Source organism: Ruegeria sp. R13_0 (assembly GCF_017743995.1).
GTDB lineage: Bacteria > Pseudomonadota > Alphaproteobacteria > Rhodobacterales > Rhodobacteraceae > Ruegeria.
Map to the genome: position 1 here is coordinate 1 of NZ_JAGHRB010000027.1, position 14,500 is coordinate 14,500.

Genomic DNA, 14,500 nt, shown 5'->3' on the forward strand with positions numbered 1-14,500 from the left:
AGATGGTCATGCCTGGCGACAACGTGTCGTTCGGCGTTGAGCTGATCGCGCCGATCGCGATGGAGCAGGGCCTGCGTTTCGCGATCCGCGAAGGCGGCCGTACCGTCGGCGCCGGCGTTGTGTCGAAAATCACGGAATAATCACGGTAGGCCGGGCTTCAGCCCGGCACATCGCTGAACGAAAGAAGGCCGTCCCAAACAGGGGCGGCCTTTTTCTTATCACATTTCAGAGTATGCTGCTGGAAACGAACAAACTGAATTCTTCCAAAATGCTCAAAACCATTTTCAACACCGCCAGACTGGCTCTTCTGACCTCAATCACATTCAATATCTCGGGCGGTGCGGGACATTCCAAGCCACTTCTGACAAACTCGCAAGCGACCTATGCCTCTGCCTGTCTGGAGGCATATGAATCACCGGAACGTTTGATTGAAATCTGCCAGCGGGGTCTGGGCGAAACCGGGGCGTCTGATCGACAGCGCATCGAAATGCTGGATCGTTTGGCCTGGGCACAGTTTGATCTCGGGGACTATGACCAATCGGACAAGGCGTTCTCGGAAATTCTGGATATTGATCCCGAGGCAGAGCCGGGTCTGCAAGGGCGGGCGTGGATATTGTATCAGCGCGACCGCTATGACGAAGCCGCCGATTGGTTTCGCAAGGCGGTTTCTCGCAAGCCCACGGCAGAAAGCCTATCGGGATTGGCGGCCAGTTCGCGCCGCAGCGGGCAGGTGGATTTCAACGAGTATGAACAGCTTATGCGTTTGGCTTTGTCCATGGACCCCGAATACGTTTGGGGTATTCGGGAACTGGCCTGGAGCCTGGCGGACTACGCTCGCTACGATGAGGCGCTGTCCCTATTCCGATCTGCCACGGACATCAATCCTCAGGATGCCAATTCGGAATACGGCATCGCCTATGTTCTTTCCGAGCAGGATGCGTGGGAAGAGGCCTTCACCCATATCACGCGCACGTTGGAGCTCAGCCCCGATTCTATCAGTGCGAAGTCCAGACGCTCATTGATCCTGCTGATGTTGGACAGGCCCAAACAGGCACTCAAGGATGCTGAGGCGGTTGTGGTGGCCTGGCCGGATAATTCGGATGGTTATGTGCGCAAGGCACGGGCATTGTCAGCTCTGGATCGTCGGGCCGAGGCGCATGCGGTGCTTGAACAGGCTGAAGAAACCGTCGGGGCGGAAAGTTATCTTCTGTTCTGGCGTGCCGATCTTTTGGTCGATGACTATGAGTATGAAGCGGCGCTTGTGCAGATACGGCGCAGTGTTCAGATGGAAGATGCAAACCACTTTGATCACCGTCTTCATGCCGAGATTGCGCTTTGGCTGAACAAGACCAACGAGGCACGCGGTGCCATCAATCTGGCGATAGAAGACAACCCGAACGACCCGCATATCAGTTTTGTGGATGCGCTGGTCATGCTGAGTGAAGGGGAATACAAACCGGCCGAACTCCGGTTCGACGAGGCGATCAAGGTCGGGCTTCCCGAAGACTACCTGCCCGATTTCCTTGAGGCGTTGGTGGCTGAGGGACGTTTCATGCAAGCGATCGCAATGCGGTTGCGCTATGGGCTATCAACGCAAGGCTAGAAGACACCCGACGGTCGCTCAGCGGGCGTCAAGCGCGCCCGCCGTCTTTGAGTGGTGGCTTAGCTGAGTGCGGATTCGGCGGCCGCGCGCACGTTGCGGATGTTCTCTCCGTAGACCTCAGGCTTATCGACAGACCCGTCCTTGAAGACCGCAGACCCGGCCACCAGTACATCTGCGCCTGCTGCCGCGACCAGCGGGGCTGTGTTGGGGTCAACGCCGCCGTCGATCTCGATATGCACCGGGCGGTCTCCGATCATCTCGCGGAGTTTGCGGACTTTGGTGGTCATGTCGATGAACTTTTGGCCTCCGAAGCCCGGGTTCACGGTCATGACGCAGACCAGATCGGTGAGGTCCAGCAGATGCTCGACCGCTTCGGCAGGGGTGCCGGGGTTCAGGGCAACACCGGCCTTCATTCCCGCCGCGCGGATGGCTTGCAGGGTACGGTGCGTATGTGGGCCGGCCTCAACATGGGCGGTCAGAATGTCGGCACCCGCATCCGCATAGGCCTGGATATAGGGATCGACCGGCGTGATCATCAGATGCACATCCATCACCGTTTTCACATGGGGGCGGAACGCTTTGACCGCCGGAGGGCCGAAGGTCAGGTTTGGCACGAAATGGCCATCCATGACATCGACATGGACCCAATCGGCACCCTGGACTTCGATGGCCTGAATCTCGGCCCCGAAATTGGCGAAATCGGCGGACAGGATCGACGGAGCGATCTTGATGGAACGGTCAAAGCTCATGGCGGGCCTCATGCAGGAAACTGGGGTTGCGGGCGCGTATAGCGGGGAATGAGCCTGAAGGGTAGGCCCTATGGTACCGGCTGCGGTGTTTACAAAACTTTCACTGAACCGACACATATCCGTTGAGTGCAATCCGTAGCTACCCGCCAATACGAATTGGGGGTGGCACGTGCTGCACATCAAAAAACTGACCAAACGCTTCGGCGAGAATATCGCGGTGGATACTGCAACGCTGGACGTGGACAAGCCCTGCATGATTGGCATCATCGGTCGATCGGGTGCGGGTAAATCGACGCTGTTGCGCATGATCAACCGCCTGACGGATGCCAGCGATGGCGAGATCCTGTTCCAAAGCCGCGACGTGACTCAGTTGAAGGGCCGCGACAAGCGCGCCTGGCAGGCCGATTGCGCGATGATCTTCCAGCAGTTCAACCTCGTGCCGCGTCTGGACGTAGTGTCGAACGTGCTTCACGGGACGTTGAACCGCCACTCGACCCTGGCCACGATGTTCAATCTGTTCCCGATGGAAGAGGTTCACCGCGCCATCGACATCCTGGACCGTCTGGGCATCGCGGAACATGCGCCCAAACGGGCCGAGGCGCTTTCGGGTGGTCAGCAGCAGCGTGTGGCCATTGCCCGCGCCCTGATGCAGGACCCCAAGATCATTCTGGCGGATGAACCGATTGCCTCGCTGGACCCGATGAACGCTCAGGTGGTGATGCAGACCCTGCGCCGCATCCATGAAGAGGACGGCCGCACAGTCGTCGCCAACCTGCACACGCTGGATACTGCGCGCCGCTATTGCGACCGCGTGGTGGGTATGCGCGACGGACGTATCGTCTTTGACGGCCTGCCCGAACAACTGACCACCGGTGTCGCCCGCGAGATCTACGGCGCCGATGCCAGCTTCTCGGAAGAGGCGACCTCGACCGAGATCGAAACTCTGGATGCCACCCAGAAGGCCCTGATGGAAGCTGAAGCGACCGTCTGAGCCACCCCAACCCCTTTCATCGCCCGGCCCGATGAGAGGTCGGGAACATCAAACTGGAGAGAGACAGATGAAAAAACTAGTTGCTGCCCTTGTTGCGACCACTGCCATGGCCGCGCCTGCAATGGCTCAGGAGATTTCCGAGCTGCGTATCGGTATTCTGGGCGGTGAGAACGCTCAGGACCGTCTGAACAACAACGAATGCCTGCGCGTCTACACCGAAGAGGCTCTGGGCGTTCCGGCCAAGCTGTTTGCCCCTGCCGATTATAACGGTGTGATCCAGGGTCTGCTGGGCGGCACCATCGACGTAGCCTGGCTGGGCGCGTCGGGTTACGCAAAAACCTACCTGTCCGACCCCGAAGCGGTTGAGCCGGTTCTGGTCAAGGTCAACACCGATGGCGGCTACGGCTATCACTCGATCGGGTTTGCGCGCAAAGACAGCGGCATCACCTCGCTGGAAGACATGAAGGGCAAGACCTTTGGCTTCGGCGATCCGAACTCGACCTCGGGCTACCTGATCCCGTCGATCGAAATCCCCGCCGCCACCGGCGCGACCATGGATTCGGGCGACTACTTCGGTGAAGTGAAGTTCACCGGCGGTCACGAGCAGACCATCGTTGCCGTGAACAACGGCGACGTTGATGGCGGTGTGACCTGGGCCGACGGTCTGGGCGAATGGGAAGACGGCTATCAGTCGGGTGCTCTGCGCCGCGCTGTGGATGCCGGTCTGATCGACATGAACGATCTGGTGCAAATCTGGAAATCCGAGCCGATCCCGGAAGGTCCAGTTGTTGTCCGCAAAGCCCTGCCTGCCGACGTCAAAGCCAAAGTGACAGAGCTGTGGGACACGCTGTCGGAGAAAGACCGCGATTGCTTCTACGGTGTGGCTGCGGGCGAAGCCAAGAGCTTTGATCCGATCACCCACGACGCTTACGAAATCATCATCGAAGCGCGCAAGCTGAAGTCCAACTAAGCCTGTCTCTTCAATACGCGGGGTCCGGTGTTTTGCCGGACCCCGTTTTCCACTCAGGAGCATTCCATGACAGACCTTTCGGCAGGGTCCTATAGCGTCGAACAGATCCGCGACGACTATACCGCGATGACGCGGCGCAAACGGGTCTATGGTGGTATCCTCCTGATCCTGTTTGTTGCCCTTATGGCAGCGGGCTTTCGCACGGCTGATGAGCGCAATGCAGGCAGTTTCATCGATGGATGGCATCGGATTCTGGACTACCCGTCCGAGGTTCTGTCCGAGGCGTGGGAAAAGATCGCTGAGATGCCGGCCAATCTGGTCGAGTTCTTCCCGGCCCTGATCGAGACGATCAACATTGCCGCCGCCTCGACCTTGATTGGGGCGATCGCGGGCACGTTTCTGGCCCTGATGGCGACACGGGGTATGGCGCTTTGGCCTTCGTTGATCCCGCTGTTCCGTCGGATCTCGGATATCTGCCGCGCGATCCCGGAGATCGTGATTGCTCTGGTTCTGATCTTCATTCTGGGTGGAGGGCCGGTGCCCGCGATGATCGCCATTGCCATCCACACGGCAGGTGCCTTGGGCAAGCTGTTCTCTGAGGTGAATGAAAACGCCTCTCTCAAACCTGTTGAAGGTTTGCAGTCCGTCGGGGCCAACTGGTCACAGCGCATGTATCTGGGTGTGATCCCTCAGGTTGGCCCGAACTATGTCAGCTACGCTCTGCTGCGGTTCGAGATCAATATCCGCGCCTCGGCCATCCTTGGCTTTGTCGGTGCCGGAGGTCTGGGCTATGAGCTGCGCAACGCCATGTCCTGGGGGCAGGGGCGCTACGATGAGGCCGCGGCCATCTTCATCCTTCTCTTTGTTACTATTGTGGTCGTTGATCAGATTTCTGGCTATCTGCGCGACCGTCTGACCCACGGGTCGGAAAAAGGAGCCTCGGCATGAGTACCTTTGCCACCGATTTGTCGATTGATGACCTGAAGGCCGAAGCAGATCGTCTGTTCAGCCGCAAACGCATCGTGAATTTCGGGCTGCCGGGCCTGGTTGCCCTCTACCTGATCTACGTCTTCTTTGCTTTCGACGTTCCGGGCCTGGCCGAGCGGGCCAACTGGGAAAACGGTAAGACGCTGGTGGCGGACAGCTACAGCTACAAGACCCATATCGAACGCGACAACCGCACAGGTGAGGTCTTTGCCGCGATCGAGGGTGAGCGGAAGGGGAGCTATCCTGACGGCACGGCGCCCGATTGGGTCGCTCTGGGTGAGACCACGGTGATTGATCTAGAAGACGGTCATGTGGTGCGTTTCGGTCCCGAGACCGTCGAATATGACATCCCCGGCTATGGCACCGTGCGCGCAACCCCCAGCCGGTCGGCCGGTGTGCAGGCCGAGCTGCCTGCCGGAGAAGTTCCGGCCTGGATCAATGTCTCCAAGAACCGTCTGGCCATCAAAACCGATGCAGGCCGCCTGACCGTCACCCGCAACCGGTCCGAGGTGTTCCGTTACTTCACCGGGTGGGAGTTGTTCTGGTTCACGCTCGACAGCCCCTACTACGGCAAGTCCTTCCCCGAACTTGTAAGCCTTGCGGCATCCGGTCAGGCAGGCGCGATCCTGAATGACTTCTGGACCAACAAGATGTGGCGGCACCAGGACGTGGCTTGGGCGATCTTCGAGACGATCCTGATGGCGTTTCTCGGCACGCTGGGCGCGGGCATGATTGCTCTGCCTCTGGCCTTCCTCGCGACCCGGAACTTCAACCCGCTGCGCTCGGTCCGTTTTGCAACGCGGCGTGTTTTTGACTTCGTGCGCGGTGTGGATGCTTTGATCTGGACCGTGGTTCTGGCGCGTGCTTTTGGCCCGGGACCGCTGACAGGGGCGCTGGCCATTCTGGTTACGGATACAGGCACCTTCGGCAAGATATTCTCGGAGGCACTGGAGAATGTCGACAACAAGCAGATCGAAGGCGTCCAGTCGACCGGGGCCAATGCGCCGCAGCGCTATCGCTTTGGGGTGATCCCGCAGAGCACGCCGGTTCTGCTCAGCCAGCTTTTGTATTTCCTCGAATCCAACACCCGCAGCGCGACGGTGATCGGGGCGATCACCGGTGGCGGGATTGGTCTGTTGCTGACGCAGGCGATCATCACGCAGAAAGACTGGGAAGAGGTCGCCTATTACATCGTTCTCATCATTCTGATGGTGATGCTGATGGATTGGTTCTCGGGCTGGTTGCGCAAGCGTCTGATTCAGGGCGACGCCGATAAAAAGCGCAAGCCGCGCAGCGCGGCCAAGCTGCAATCCTGAGTATATGGGAAATATGATGACGCGTCTGCGCTCTGATAAGCCTTTCATCCATCCAGACTGTCAGATCTCGAACAGCAGCTTTGGCGCCTATGTCGAGATCGGCGCCGGGACTCGGGTCGCCAATTCGCGGTTCGGCGACTACTCCTACTGCGACCGAACCTGTGACATTGCCAATGCCGAGATCGGCAAATTCGCCAACATCGCCAGCTTCACCCGGATCACCCGATGGAGAAAGCCTCCTTGCATCATTTCCTGTATCGCTCAGCGGATTATTGGGAGGATGCCGAGGACGATGCAGAATGGTTTGCGCATCGCGCTGGGCGACAGGCGTCGATTGGCCATGACACGTGGATCGGCCACGCAGCGATCATCAAGCCCGAGGTGAAGATCGGGCACGGGGCGGTTGTGGCGTCCGGTGCGATCGTGACCAAGGATGTCGCCCCCTACACGATCGTTGCCGGGGTGACCGCGCAACCGATCCGACGGCGCTTTTCCGAGCAGGTGTCAGAGAGGCTACTGGCTCTGGCCTGGTGGGACTGGAGCCACGACAGATTGCGCGACGTACTACCGGATTTCCGCGCATTGCACATTGAGGCGTTTCTGGAGAAATACGAATAACCCTCCCGCGCCCGCATGTGCATCGGCTACGCCGATACCCATTGGCGGCCTTGGGCCCAGCGCCGCGCTTTGCGCGGCGCGACCCCCAACGGGATGAAGCCTCCGGCAGGAGGCTGAAGACGGGCGGGAGCACCCCCGGATCAGGTCTCGTTCAGCGTCAGGGTTACGCGCTCACCGGCGAAAACGGTTTTTCCATACTCGACCGGCTGCCCATCTGGGGCCGCATTGATCCCCAGTGAATGCAGGATCGGCGCGCCTTCGTTGAGGTTCAGGTGCAACGCCTGCGTCGCTGTGGCTGCGCGGGCGGTCAGCCGTGTGGACGTTCGTACAAAATCCTCAATTCCGCAGAGCTGAAGCGCCTTGGTGACGGATTGGGTTTCGGTCAGATGGGTGAGAATGTCGGGTAATCTAAGCGCCGGAAAGACGCTTTGAAACAGCGCGATGGGCTGACCATCCGCCAAAGACAAGCCGTCATAGACGTGAACCGGATCGCCGGGCTTCAAAGCCAGTGCTTCGGCTTCGGCCTCATCCGCGGCGCGCGTGGTCAGGGACAGGATGCGCTTGCCCGGTATCTTGCCGCTGGCGGAAATGCTCTTGTGATATCGGACTCGTTTGCCAATCGGGTAATCCGTTGGTCGTGCGGTGACAAAGACGCCAGCCCCGCGCCGAGGCTGAACCAAACCTTGCTCTGCCAGCTCGGCCAGCGCGCGCCTGACGGTGTGCCGATTCACGCCGTGGGTTGCCGCCAGTTGCGCCTCGGTCGGCAGCCTGTCACCGGTGCCAAAGCGCCCCTCGGAGATATCCGAGGTCAGGCTGAGTGCGATGCTTTTCCAAATCGGTGTTTTGCTCATGTCATCAAAACTTCACGGTCTCATGGATTGCCTGGCAGGCGGATGCAGGTTAATATTTGTCTAGTTGTATAGTTCTAGTAGACAACCGCGACAAGGGCTTTCGATGACAGAACAGATGAAAAGCAATGGGATCACGCGTCAGGAGTGGATGGGCCTGCTGGCCCGCGCGCCCGAGGACGCGATGATGCCGCTTTGGGACCGGGTGGCGGATCGTCCATCGTTCAAATGGCTGCGCAGCCCCGAGATTGGCGGCGTGATGGTGCGCGGTCGTGCGGGCGCCATTGGCGCGCCGTTCAATCTGGGTGAAATGACGGTCACGCGCTGCTCGTTGGCGTTGGAGGACGGCACCGTGGGGCATGGCTACGTCCAGGGCCGTTCCAAGCCCAAGGCTGAGGCCGCCGCACTGATTGATGCTCTGATGCAGACCGAGGCAGCGGATCGTCTGACCGAACTAGTGATCACGCCGCTCAAGACCCAGATGCAAGGTAAGCGCAAGGCGCGGGCGGCAAAAGCGGCGGCCACAAAGGTTGAGTTCTTCACGCTGGTCCGGGGAGAGGACTGATGAACGCACAAACGCACTTCTCAGGTGGATTTCAGGACGCCCCGCGCGATGCCGCGCACGCGTTTCGCGCCGCGATGACCGTGATGGCGCGCCCCGGTGAGATCAGAACGCTGGTCGGGGCGGAACCTCCGGCACCGCTATCGGTCGCGGCAGGCACTCTGCTGCTGACTCTATGTGATGCGGATACAGGGGTTTATCTGGCGGACGCGGCAGATACGTCGGACACGCGTCAATGGCTCGGGTTTCATACAGGTGCGCCGATTGTCGAGGCGTCGAAAGCGGATTTTGCCGTGGGCCGCTGGTCGGACCTGATGCCTCTGAGCGACTACAGGATCGGCACGTCCGAATATCCCGACCGCGCAGCCACTTTGATCGTTGAGAGTGACGCGCTCGCGCCTAAAGGTGCGGTTCTGAGCGGGCCGGGAATCAAGACCACGACAGGTCTGTCGCTACCCGATATCGCGGCGCTGCAGGGCAATGCGATGCTCTATCCGTTGGGCTGTGACTTCTTCTTCACCTGCGGGGATCAGGTCGCAGCCTTGCCGCGCAGCACGCAGATCAAGGCCGAGGGATAACCGATGTATGTAGCTGTCAAAGGTGGTGAAAAGGCCATCGAAAACGCCCATGCCTGGCTGGCCGAAGAGCGCCGGGGCGACACCGACATCGCCGATCTGAGTATCGCGCAAATCCGCGAGCAGCTAAGCCTTGCCGTCAATCGGGTAATGGCCGAGGGATCTCTCTACGACCCAGACCTCGCCGCGCTGGCGATCAAGCAGGCACGCGGGGATCTGATCGAGGCGATCTTTCTGATCCGCGCCTATCGAACCACGCTGCCTCGGTTTGGCTATTCCAACCCGGTCAAGACGGGCGACATGGCCTGTGACCGCCGCGTCTCGGCCACGTTCAAGGACGCGCCGGGCGGGCAGGTTCTGGGGCCGACATTCGACTACACCCACCGCCTGCTGGATTTTAAACTTGCCGCCGATGGAGAGGTTGCCCCCGCGCCCGAAGGTGACGCCCGGCAAGAGCCGACACCGCATATCACCAGCTTCCTCAAGGGTGAGGGCGTCATTCAGGACGAGCCGCTCAGCGAGGACGCACCGGGCGACCTGACGCGGGAGCCGATGGAGTTTCCGTCAAACCGGCCTCTGCGCTTGCAGGCTCTGACCCGCGGGGATGAGGGGTTCGTTCTGGGCATGGCCTACTCAACCCAACGCGGCTACGCCCGCAACCACGCCTTTGTCGGCGAACTGCGGATAGGTAAAGTAGCGGTCGAGATGGACATTCCCGAGCTTGGTTTCGCCATTGAGATTGGTGAGGTCGAACTGACCGAATGTGAAACCGTCAACCAGTTCCAGGGCTCCAAGACTGAACCACCGCAATTCACCCGTGGCTATGGTCTGGTCTTTGGTCAGTCCGAGCGCAAGGCGATCTCGATGGCATTGGTCGACCGGGCGTTGCGGTGGAAAGAGCTGGGCGAAGACAACCTGGGGGCCGCCGCGCAGGATGAGGAATTCGTCCTCAGCCATGCGGACAATATTCAGGCCACCGGGTTCCTCGAGCACATCAAGCTGCCTCATTACGTGGATTTCCAATCGGAACTGGAACTTGTGCGCAAGCTGCGCCGCGAGGCGGAAGAACGAATAACACCCAAGGAGGCTGCAGAATGAAAGCGGTGGTTTTTGATATCGGTGGCGTACTTGTGGATTGGCAACCGCATCTGGCCTGGGTCGAGGCACTGGGGTCGGAAGACGCCGCACACGCCTTCATCAAAAGGACAGATTTTCTGGTGCGCAACGCGCGGGGCGACAATGGTGAGCGTTTCGCCGATATGGCGCAGGAGCTTTCGAACCCCCGCGATCAGGAGCTGTTCGCAGCTTATGTCGAGCTCTACGCCCGCACGGTCGAGACACCGATCCACGGCACATGGGACGTTCTGGATCGCTTGAAGACGCAAGGCACGCCAGTCCACGCCATCACCAACTGGTCGGCGGAAACCTGGCCCGAGGGGCTGAAGGTTCAGCCGCGTCTGGGTGAGGTATTCGGCACGCTTGTCGTTTCGGGGCAGGAGGGCGTGATGAAGCCCGACGCCCGGATTTTCGAGATCCTGTGCGAACGTTCCGGCCACGCGCCCGAAGACTGCGTGTTCATCGACGATGGCCTGCACAATGTCGAAGGCGCGCGGGCCGTGGGCATGGACGCCATTCATTTCACCTCGCCGCAGGCTTTGGATGCCGCTTTGACTGAAAGAGGTTTGCTATGAACGAGTACAACTTCGCCTATCTGGATGAACAGACCAAACGGATGATCCGCCGGGCGATCCTCAAAGGGTTGGCGGTTCCGGGGTATCAGGTACCCTTTGCCAGCCGCGAGATGCCGATGCCCTATGGGTGGGGTACCGGCGGTGTTCAGGTCTCGGCGGCAACGCTGACGCCTGACGATACGTTCAAGGTGATTGATCAGGGCGCGGATGACACGACCAACGCGGTGTCGATCCGCAAGTTCTTTGAGAACACTGCCGGTGTTGCGACCACGGAAGAGACCAAGAAGGCCACTGTCATCCAGACTCGCCACCGTATCCCCGAGGCAAAGCTGACCGAGGATCAAATCCTCGTCTATCAGGTCCCGATCCCTGAGCCTCTGCGTTTTCTCGAGCCACGCGAAACCGAGACGCGAAAGATGCACAGCCTTGAGGAATACGGGCTGATGCATGTGAAGCTATATGAAGATATCAGCCAGCACGGCGCGATCTCGACCTCTTATTCTTATCCGGTCAAAGTGTCGGACCGCTATGTGATGGATCCGTCGCCGATCCCGAAATTCGACAACCCGAAGCTGGAAATGGACGCGATACAACTGTTCGGCGCGGGGCGCGAACAGCGGATCTACGCGGTGCCGCCCCACACCAAGGTCGTCAGCCTCGATTTTGAGGACTACCCGTTTGAGGCCTCCAAAGCCGATCACCCCTGCGACCTGTGCGGGGCCGAGGACAGCTATCTGGACGAAGTCATCATGGATGACGCGGGCAGTCGGATGTTTGTCTGCTCGGATACGGACTACTGCCGGTCGCGCCGTGAGGCGGGCCACCAAGGCCCCATGACCAGAGAGGACGCGGCATGACCCCGCTGTTGCAAGTTAAGGACATCGAAAAAAGCTACGGTGCCCGGATCGGATGTACGGATGTCAGTTTTGATCTCTATCCGGGTGAGGTGATGGGGATCGTTGGCGAAAGCGGGTCGGGCAAATCGACGTTGCTGAATTGCCTGGCGGGTCATCTTGAACCCGATGCAGGGCAGGTGATCTTTGACACCCGCGCAGATGGTCCTGTCGATACGGTCACCATGTCCGAGCCCGAGCGGCGGATGCTCAGCCGCACAGATTGGGCCTTTGTCCATCAGCACGCCCGCGACGGGCTGCGCATGTCGGTCAGTGCGGGTGGCAATATCGGCGAGCGCCTGATGGCCGTTGGCGATCGTCACTACGGTGACATTCGCGACAAGGCGATCGACTGGCTGGGCCGCGTCGAGATCAGCGAGGCGCGGGTCGATGATCGCCCCACTGCGTTCTCGGGAGGGATGCAGCAGCGCCTGCAGATCGCGCGCAATCTGGTGACGGGGCCTCGGCTGGTGTTCATGGATGAACCGACCGGAGGGCTGGACGTTTCGGTTCAGGCACGTTTGCTGGACCTGTTGCGCGGTTTGGTGCGCGAGATGGGGCTAAGCGCGATTATCGTCACGCACGATCTGGCCGTTGTGCGCCTGTTGGCGGACCGGCTGATGGTGATGAAAGACGGGCATGTGGTTGAAACCGGCCTGACCGATCAGGTGCTGGATGATCCGCAACATGCCTATACACAGCTGCTTGTGTCCAGCGTTCTGCAGGTTTGAGTATTTGGAAAAAGATGAAGCGATGATTGAGCTTACAGACGTCAGCAAGAGCTTTACCCTGCACAATCAGGGCAGTGCGGTCATTCCGGTGATGGAGGGGGCCTCGCTGAAGGTCGACCCCGGTGAATGCGTTGCCCTGACCGGCGCGTCGGGCGCGGGTAAATCCACCTTGATGCGAGTAATCTATGGAAACTACCTCGCGGCTTCTGGCACGGTGCTGGTCGGCGGGTTGGACGTGGCGAAAGCCCAACCGCGTGAGATTCTGGCGCTGCGGCGTGAGACACTGGGCTATGTCAGCCAGTTCCTACGGGTTGTCCCTCGGGTCCCTACGCTTGAGGTCGTGGCCGAGCCGCTTTTGGCTTTGGGCCGTGACCGGCAAGTCGCTTTGGACAAGGCGGCGGGGTTGCTGGCGCGGTTGAACATTCCCGAACGGCTCTGGTCGCTCAGCCCGACCACGTTTTCTGGCGGTGAGCAGCAGCGCGTGAACATCGCGCGCGGTTTTGCGCATGCCTATCCGGCGATGCTGCTGGACGAGCCGACGGCCAGTCTGGACGCGCAGAACCGTGAAACGGTTCTGTCGCTGATCGAAGAGGCCAAGGCCCGCGGGGCCGCAATTGTTGGGATTTTCCACGACGTCGAGGCGCGCGAGCGTGTGTGCGACCGTTCGGTCAATGTCTCGGAATTCACGCCCGGGCAGGCAGCATGAGCCTTGCACCCGTCATAGCGGTTGTTGGCCCGTCAGGTGTGGGCAAGGACAGCGTCATGGCTGCACTAGAGGCCCGCGCGCCGGGAATCCAGCGCTTGCGCCGTGTGATCACGCGGCCCGAAGGGGAAGAGGGCGAGGATTTCGACCGGGTCTCGGTCGAAATGTTTGAGCAGATGGTGCTGGATGGTGCCTTCTCGATGCACTGGCAGGCACATGGGCTGCACTACGGTGTGCCGGTGCAGATCGCGGAACAGCGCACTAAGTGTCAGGCTGTTCTGGTCAATTTCTCCCGTGCGGTTCTGTTGCAAGCGCAGGAGGTCTTTGGGGGCCTTATCGTGATTTCCTTGACTGCCGATGCGAAGGTTCTGGAACAACGCCTTGCAGCGCGCGGCCGGGAGACCACTGAAGAACAAGCCAAGCGCCTTGGCCGTGCCAAAGCGCCGCTGCCTGACGGGTTGCGCCGTGTGATCGAGATCGACAACTCGGGCGCACTGGACGATACGGTCAACGCGATCCTTGCGCGGCTTCAGCCGGAAAGGGCGTAGCGATGGATCAGGTGAAAACGTCCATCCTCGGCCTCGCCCATCAGGGCCAGATCCTCGATCCGGAAGGGTGTGGGCAGTTTTGGGGCCAGATGCGTGTCCAAAGCCGCTTCGACCTCCGCCAGCACGGGTTTGGCCAGTTTTCCGCTCAGCGTGATGTGGAAGCGGAAGGCCTCCAACACGTAAGGATAGCCCCATTGCACCAGATTGACGTCCTGTTCCGGGGTCAGATTCGCAGCCCGACGGCGGGTCAGTTCGGCCTCGGATGCGGGCGCGCGGAACGCGTCAAGCTCTTGCACACAGGCCGCGGCGAGGGCGTTCAGGGCATGGGTTTCTCCGACCGGTCGCAGGGCCAGAAACCGGCCCAGTCGCGCGACCTCCAACCCGTCCAGCGAGACCGGCGCATGGCGCGTGGCCAGCGTGGCGCAGGCGTCGAAAAGCGCCTGAACCGTCTGCCCATCGCGCAGCCGGAACGGAGGTTTCATCGTCGCGTGCAGCCCATACTTGCGCGGCACTTTGGTGGCGGATGCAACGTCGATGCCGTCCACAGTGGGATGCGCCACCGGCGCCCCGGTCTCCATGTCCCAGCCCAGCCAGCTGGTTGCAAATTGCGTCCACGCTGCATCAGCAGGGGGGGCATAGTAGATCGCGTATCGCGTGAATGTCACATTGGCCTCCTATTGCGTGGCCCGTTCAATAGCTCAAACTGTGTGAAGTT

At 60.4% G+C, this 14,500-nt stretch carries 16 protein-coding genes and 2 pseudogenes; 15 read left to right on the forward strand and 3 right to left on the reverse strand.

Going from position 1 to position 14,500, the window contains the following annotated elements; all coding sequences use genetic code 11:
- Nucleotides 1–140, forward strand: a pseudogene (gene tuf, locus J7394_RS21650) (elongation factor Tu); the annotation flags it as partial.
- Between the two features lie 128 nt (nucleotides 141–268).
- A complete protein-coding gene (locus J7394_RS21655) occupies nucleotides 269–1,603 on the forward strand; it encodes a tetratricopeptide repeat protein (protein WP_209256047.1) in 1,335 nt (444 codons plus the stop codon).
- A gap of 59 nt (nucleotides 1,604–1,662) precedes the next feature.
- Here the strand turns inward: J7394_RS21655 and rpe are convergent, their stop codons facing one another.
- On the reverse strand, nucleotides 1,663–2,352 hold the full coding sequence (gene rpe, locus J7394_RS21660; protein WP_209256048.1) for a ribulose-phosphate 3-epimerase: 690 nt from the start codon (nucleotides 2,350–2,352) through the stop codon (nucleotides 1,663–1,665).
- A 169-nt stretch (nucleotides 2,353–2,521) separates the two neighbouring features.
- On the opposite strand from rpe, the gene phnC reads away from it, so the two are divergent.
- The 5 genes and pseudogenes from phnC to J7394_RS21685 all read left to right on the forward strand — a co-directional run bounded on the left by phnC (nucleotide 2,522) and on the right by J7394_RS21685 (nucleotide 7,234).
- The gene (phnC, locus tag J7394_RS21665) at nucleotides 2,522–3,343 is read left to right on the forward strand and encodes a phosphonate ABC transporter ATP-binding protein (protein WP_209256049.1); all 822 of its coding nucleotides are present in this window, start codon (nucleotides 2,522–2,524) and stop codon (nucleotides 3,341–3,343) included.
- A 67-nt stretch (nucleotides 3,344–3,410) separates the two neighbouring features.
- A complete protein-coding gene (gene phnD / locus J7394_RS21670) occupies nucleotides 3,411–4,313 on the forward strand; it encodes a phosphonate ABC transporter substrate-binding protein (RefSeq protein ID WP_170527473.1) in 903 nt (300 codons plus the stop codon).
- 66 nt (nucleotides 4,314–4,379) lie between these two features.
- A complete protein-coding gene (phnE, locus tag J7394_RS21675; RefSeq protein ID WP_209256050.1) occupies nucleotides 4,380–5,261 on the forward strand; it encodes a phosphonate ABC transporter, permease protein PhnE in 882 nt (293 codons plus the stop codon).
- Nucleotides 5,258–6,616, forward strand: coding sequence for a phosphonate ABC transporter, permease protein PhnE (phnE, locus tag J7394_RS21680; RefSeq protein ID WP_209256051.1), 1,359 nt, complete (start codon nucleotides 5,258–5,260; stop codon nucleotides 6,614–6,616). Before phnE (J7394_RS21675) ends, phnE (J7394_RS21680) begins: the two co-directional genes overlap by 4 nt.
- 16 nt (nucleotides 6,617–6,632) lie before the next feature.
- Nucleotides 6,633–7,234, forward strand: a pseudogene (locus J7394_RS21685) (chloramphenicol acetyltransferase).
- Between the two features lie 140 nt (nucleotides 7,235–7,374).
- On the opposite strand, the gene phnF reads toward J7394_RS21685, so the two are convergent.
- Nucleotides 7,375–8,085: a phosphonate metabolism transcriptional regulator PhnF gene (gene phnF, locus J7394_RS21690; RefSeq protein WP_209256052.1), complete on the reverse strand. Its 711-nt coding sequence runs from the start codon at nucleotides 8,083–8,085 to the stop codon at nucleotides 7,375–7,377.
- A 103-nt stretch (nucleotides 8,086–8,188) separates the two neighbouring features.
- Here phnF and phnG point away from each other — a divergent pair, with 103 nt between their 5' ends.
- Genes phnG through phnN form a run of 8 tightly spaced genes read left to right on the forward strand, consistent with a single transcriptional unit; the run spans nucleotide 8,189 to nucleotide 13,785 of the window.
- Nucleotides 8,189–8,647: a phosphonate C-P lyase system protein PhnG gene (gene phnG / locus J7394_RS21695; protein ID WP_247748364.1), complete on the forward strand. Its 459-nt coding sequence runs from the start codon at nucleotides 8,189–8,191 to the stop codon at nucleotides 8,645–8,647.
- Nucleotides 8,647–9,222 carry a phosphonate C-P lyase system protein PhnH gene (gene phnH / locus J7394_RS21700; RefSeq protein ID WP_209256053.1) on the forward strand — a complete coding sequence of 192 codons (576 nt, stop codon included), beginning with the start codon at nucleotides 8,647–8,649 and terminating at the stop codon, nucleotides 9,220–9,222. Before phnG ends, phnH begins: the two co-directional genes overlap by 1 nt.
- A 3-nt stretch (nucleotides 9,223–9,225) precedes the next feature.
- On the forward strand, nucleotides 9,226–10,317 hold the full coding sequence (locus J7394_RS21705) for a carbon-phosphorus lyase complex subunit PhnI (protein WP_209256054.1): 1,092 nt from the start codon (nucleotides 9,226–9,228) through the stop codon (nucleotides 10,315–10,317).
- The gene (locus tag J7394_RS21710) at nucleotides 10,314–10,910 is read left to right on the forward strand and encodes an HAD family phosphatase (protein WP_209256055.1); all 597 of its coding nucleotides are present in this window, start codon (nucleotides 10,314–10,316) and stop codon (nucleotides 10,908–10,910) included. Before J7394_RS21705 ends, J7394_RS21710 begins: the two co-directional genes overlap by 4 nt.
- Complete coding sequence (locus tag J7394_RS21715) at nucleotides 10,907–11,767, forward strand: alpha-D-ribose 1-methylphosphonate 5-phosphate C-P-lyase PhnJ (RefSeq protein WP_209256056.1); 861 nt, start codon at nucleotides 10,907–10,909, stop codon at nucleotides 11,765–11,767. The genes J7394_RS21710 and J7394_RS21715 overlap by 4 nt, the downstream gene beginning before the upstream one ends.
- Entirely contained in the window at nucleotides 11,764–12,534 is a 771-nt protein-coding gene (gene phnK, locus J7394_RS21720; RefSeq protein WP_170377532.1) for a phosphonate C-P lyase system protein PhnK, read from the forward strand. The genes J7394_RS21715 and phnK overlap by 4 nt, the downstream gene beginning before the upstream one ends.
- A gap of 22 nt (nucleotides 12,535–12,556) precedes the next feature.
- Nucleotides 12,557–13,240 (forward strand): phosphonate C-P lyase system protein PhnL, encoded by a 684-nt coding sequence (gene phnL / locus J7394_RS21725; protein ID WP_209256057.1) that lies wholly within the window; start codon nucleotides 12,557–12,559, stop codon nucleotides 13,238–13,240.
- Nucleotides 13,237–13,785 carry a phosphonate metabolism protein/1,5-bisphosphokinase (PRPP-forming) PhnN gene (gene phnN / locus J7394_RS21730; RefSeq protein ID WP_209256058.1) on the forward strand — a complete coding sequence of 183 codons (549 nt, stop codon included), beginning with the start codon at nucleotides 13,237–13,239 and terminating at the stop codon, nucleotides 13,783–13,785. The genes phnL and phnN overlap by 4 nt, the downstream gene beginning before the upstream one ends.
- Here the strand turns inward: phnN and J7394_RS21735 are convergent.
- Nucleotides 13,767–14,450 (reverse strand): DUF1045 domain-containing protein, encoded by a 684-nt coding sequence (locus tag J7394_RS21735; protein ID WP_209256059.1) that lies wholly within the window; start codon nucleotides 14,448–14,450, stop codon nucleotides 13,767–13,769. The genes phnN and J7394_RS21735 overlap by 19 nt on opposite strands.
- Nucleotides 14,451–14,500 lie beyond the last annotated feature (50 nt).

Bases quoted from the DNA above. Each gene is read 5' to 3' on its own strand.
- J7394_RS21655 (WP_209256047.1), top strand. From the start codon at position 269: ATGCTCAAAACCATTTTCAACACCGCCAGACTGGCTCTTCTGACCTCA.
- rpe (WP_209256048.1), bottom strand. From the start codon at position 2,352: ATGAGCTTTGACCGTTCCATCAAGATCGCTCCGTCGATCCTGTCCGCC.
- phnD (WP_170527473.1), top strand. From the start codon at position 3,411: ATGAAAAAACTAGTTGCTGCCCTTGTTGCGACCACTGCCATGGCCGCG.
- phnE (WP_209256050.1), top strand. From the start codon at position 4,380: ATGACAGACCTTTCGGCAGGGTCCTATAGCGTCGAACAGATCCGCGAC.
- phnE (WP_209256051.1), top strand. From the start codon at position 5,258: ATGAGTACCTTTGCCACCGATTTGTCGATTGATGACCTGAAGGCCGAA.
- phnF (WP_209256052.1), bottom strand. From the start codon at position 8,085: ATGAGCAAAACACCGATTTGGAAAAGCATCGCACTCAGCCTGACCTCG.
- phnG (WP_247748364.1), top strand. From the start codon at position 8,189: ATGACAGAACAGATGAAAAGCAATGGGATCACGCGTCAGGAGTGGATG.
- phnH (WP_209256053.1), top strand. From the start codon at position 8,647: ATGAACGCACAAACGCACTTCTCAGGTGGATTTCAGGACGCCCCGCGC.
- J7394_RS21705 (WP_209256054.1), top strand. From the start codon at position 9,226: ATGTATGTAGCTGTCAAAGGTGGTGAAAAGGCCATCGAAAACGCCCAT.
- J7394_RS21710 (WP_209256055.1), top strand. From the start codon at position 10,314: ATGAAAGCGGTGGTTTTTGATATCGGTGGCGTACTTGTGGATTGGCAA.
- J7394_RS21715 (WP_209256056.1), top strand. From the start codon at position 10,907: ATGAACGAGTACAACTTCGCCTATCTGGATGAACAGACCAAACGGATG.
- phnK (WP_170377532.1), top strand. From the start codon at position 11,764: ATGACCCCGCTGTTGCAAGTTAAGGACATCGAAAAAAGCTACGGTGCC.
- phnL (WP_209256057.1), top strand. From the start codon at position 12,557: ATGATTGAGCTTACAGACGTCAGCAAGAGCTTTACCCTGCACAATCAG.
- phnN (WP_209256058.1), top strand. From the start codon at position 13,237: ATGAGCCTTGCACCCGTCATAGCGGTTGTTGGCCCGTCAGGTGTGGGC.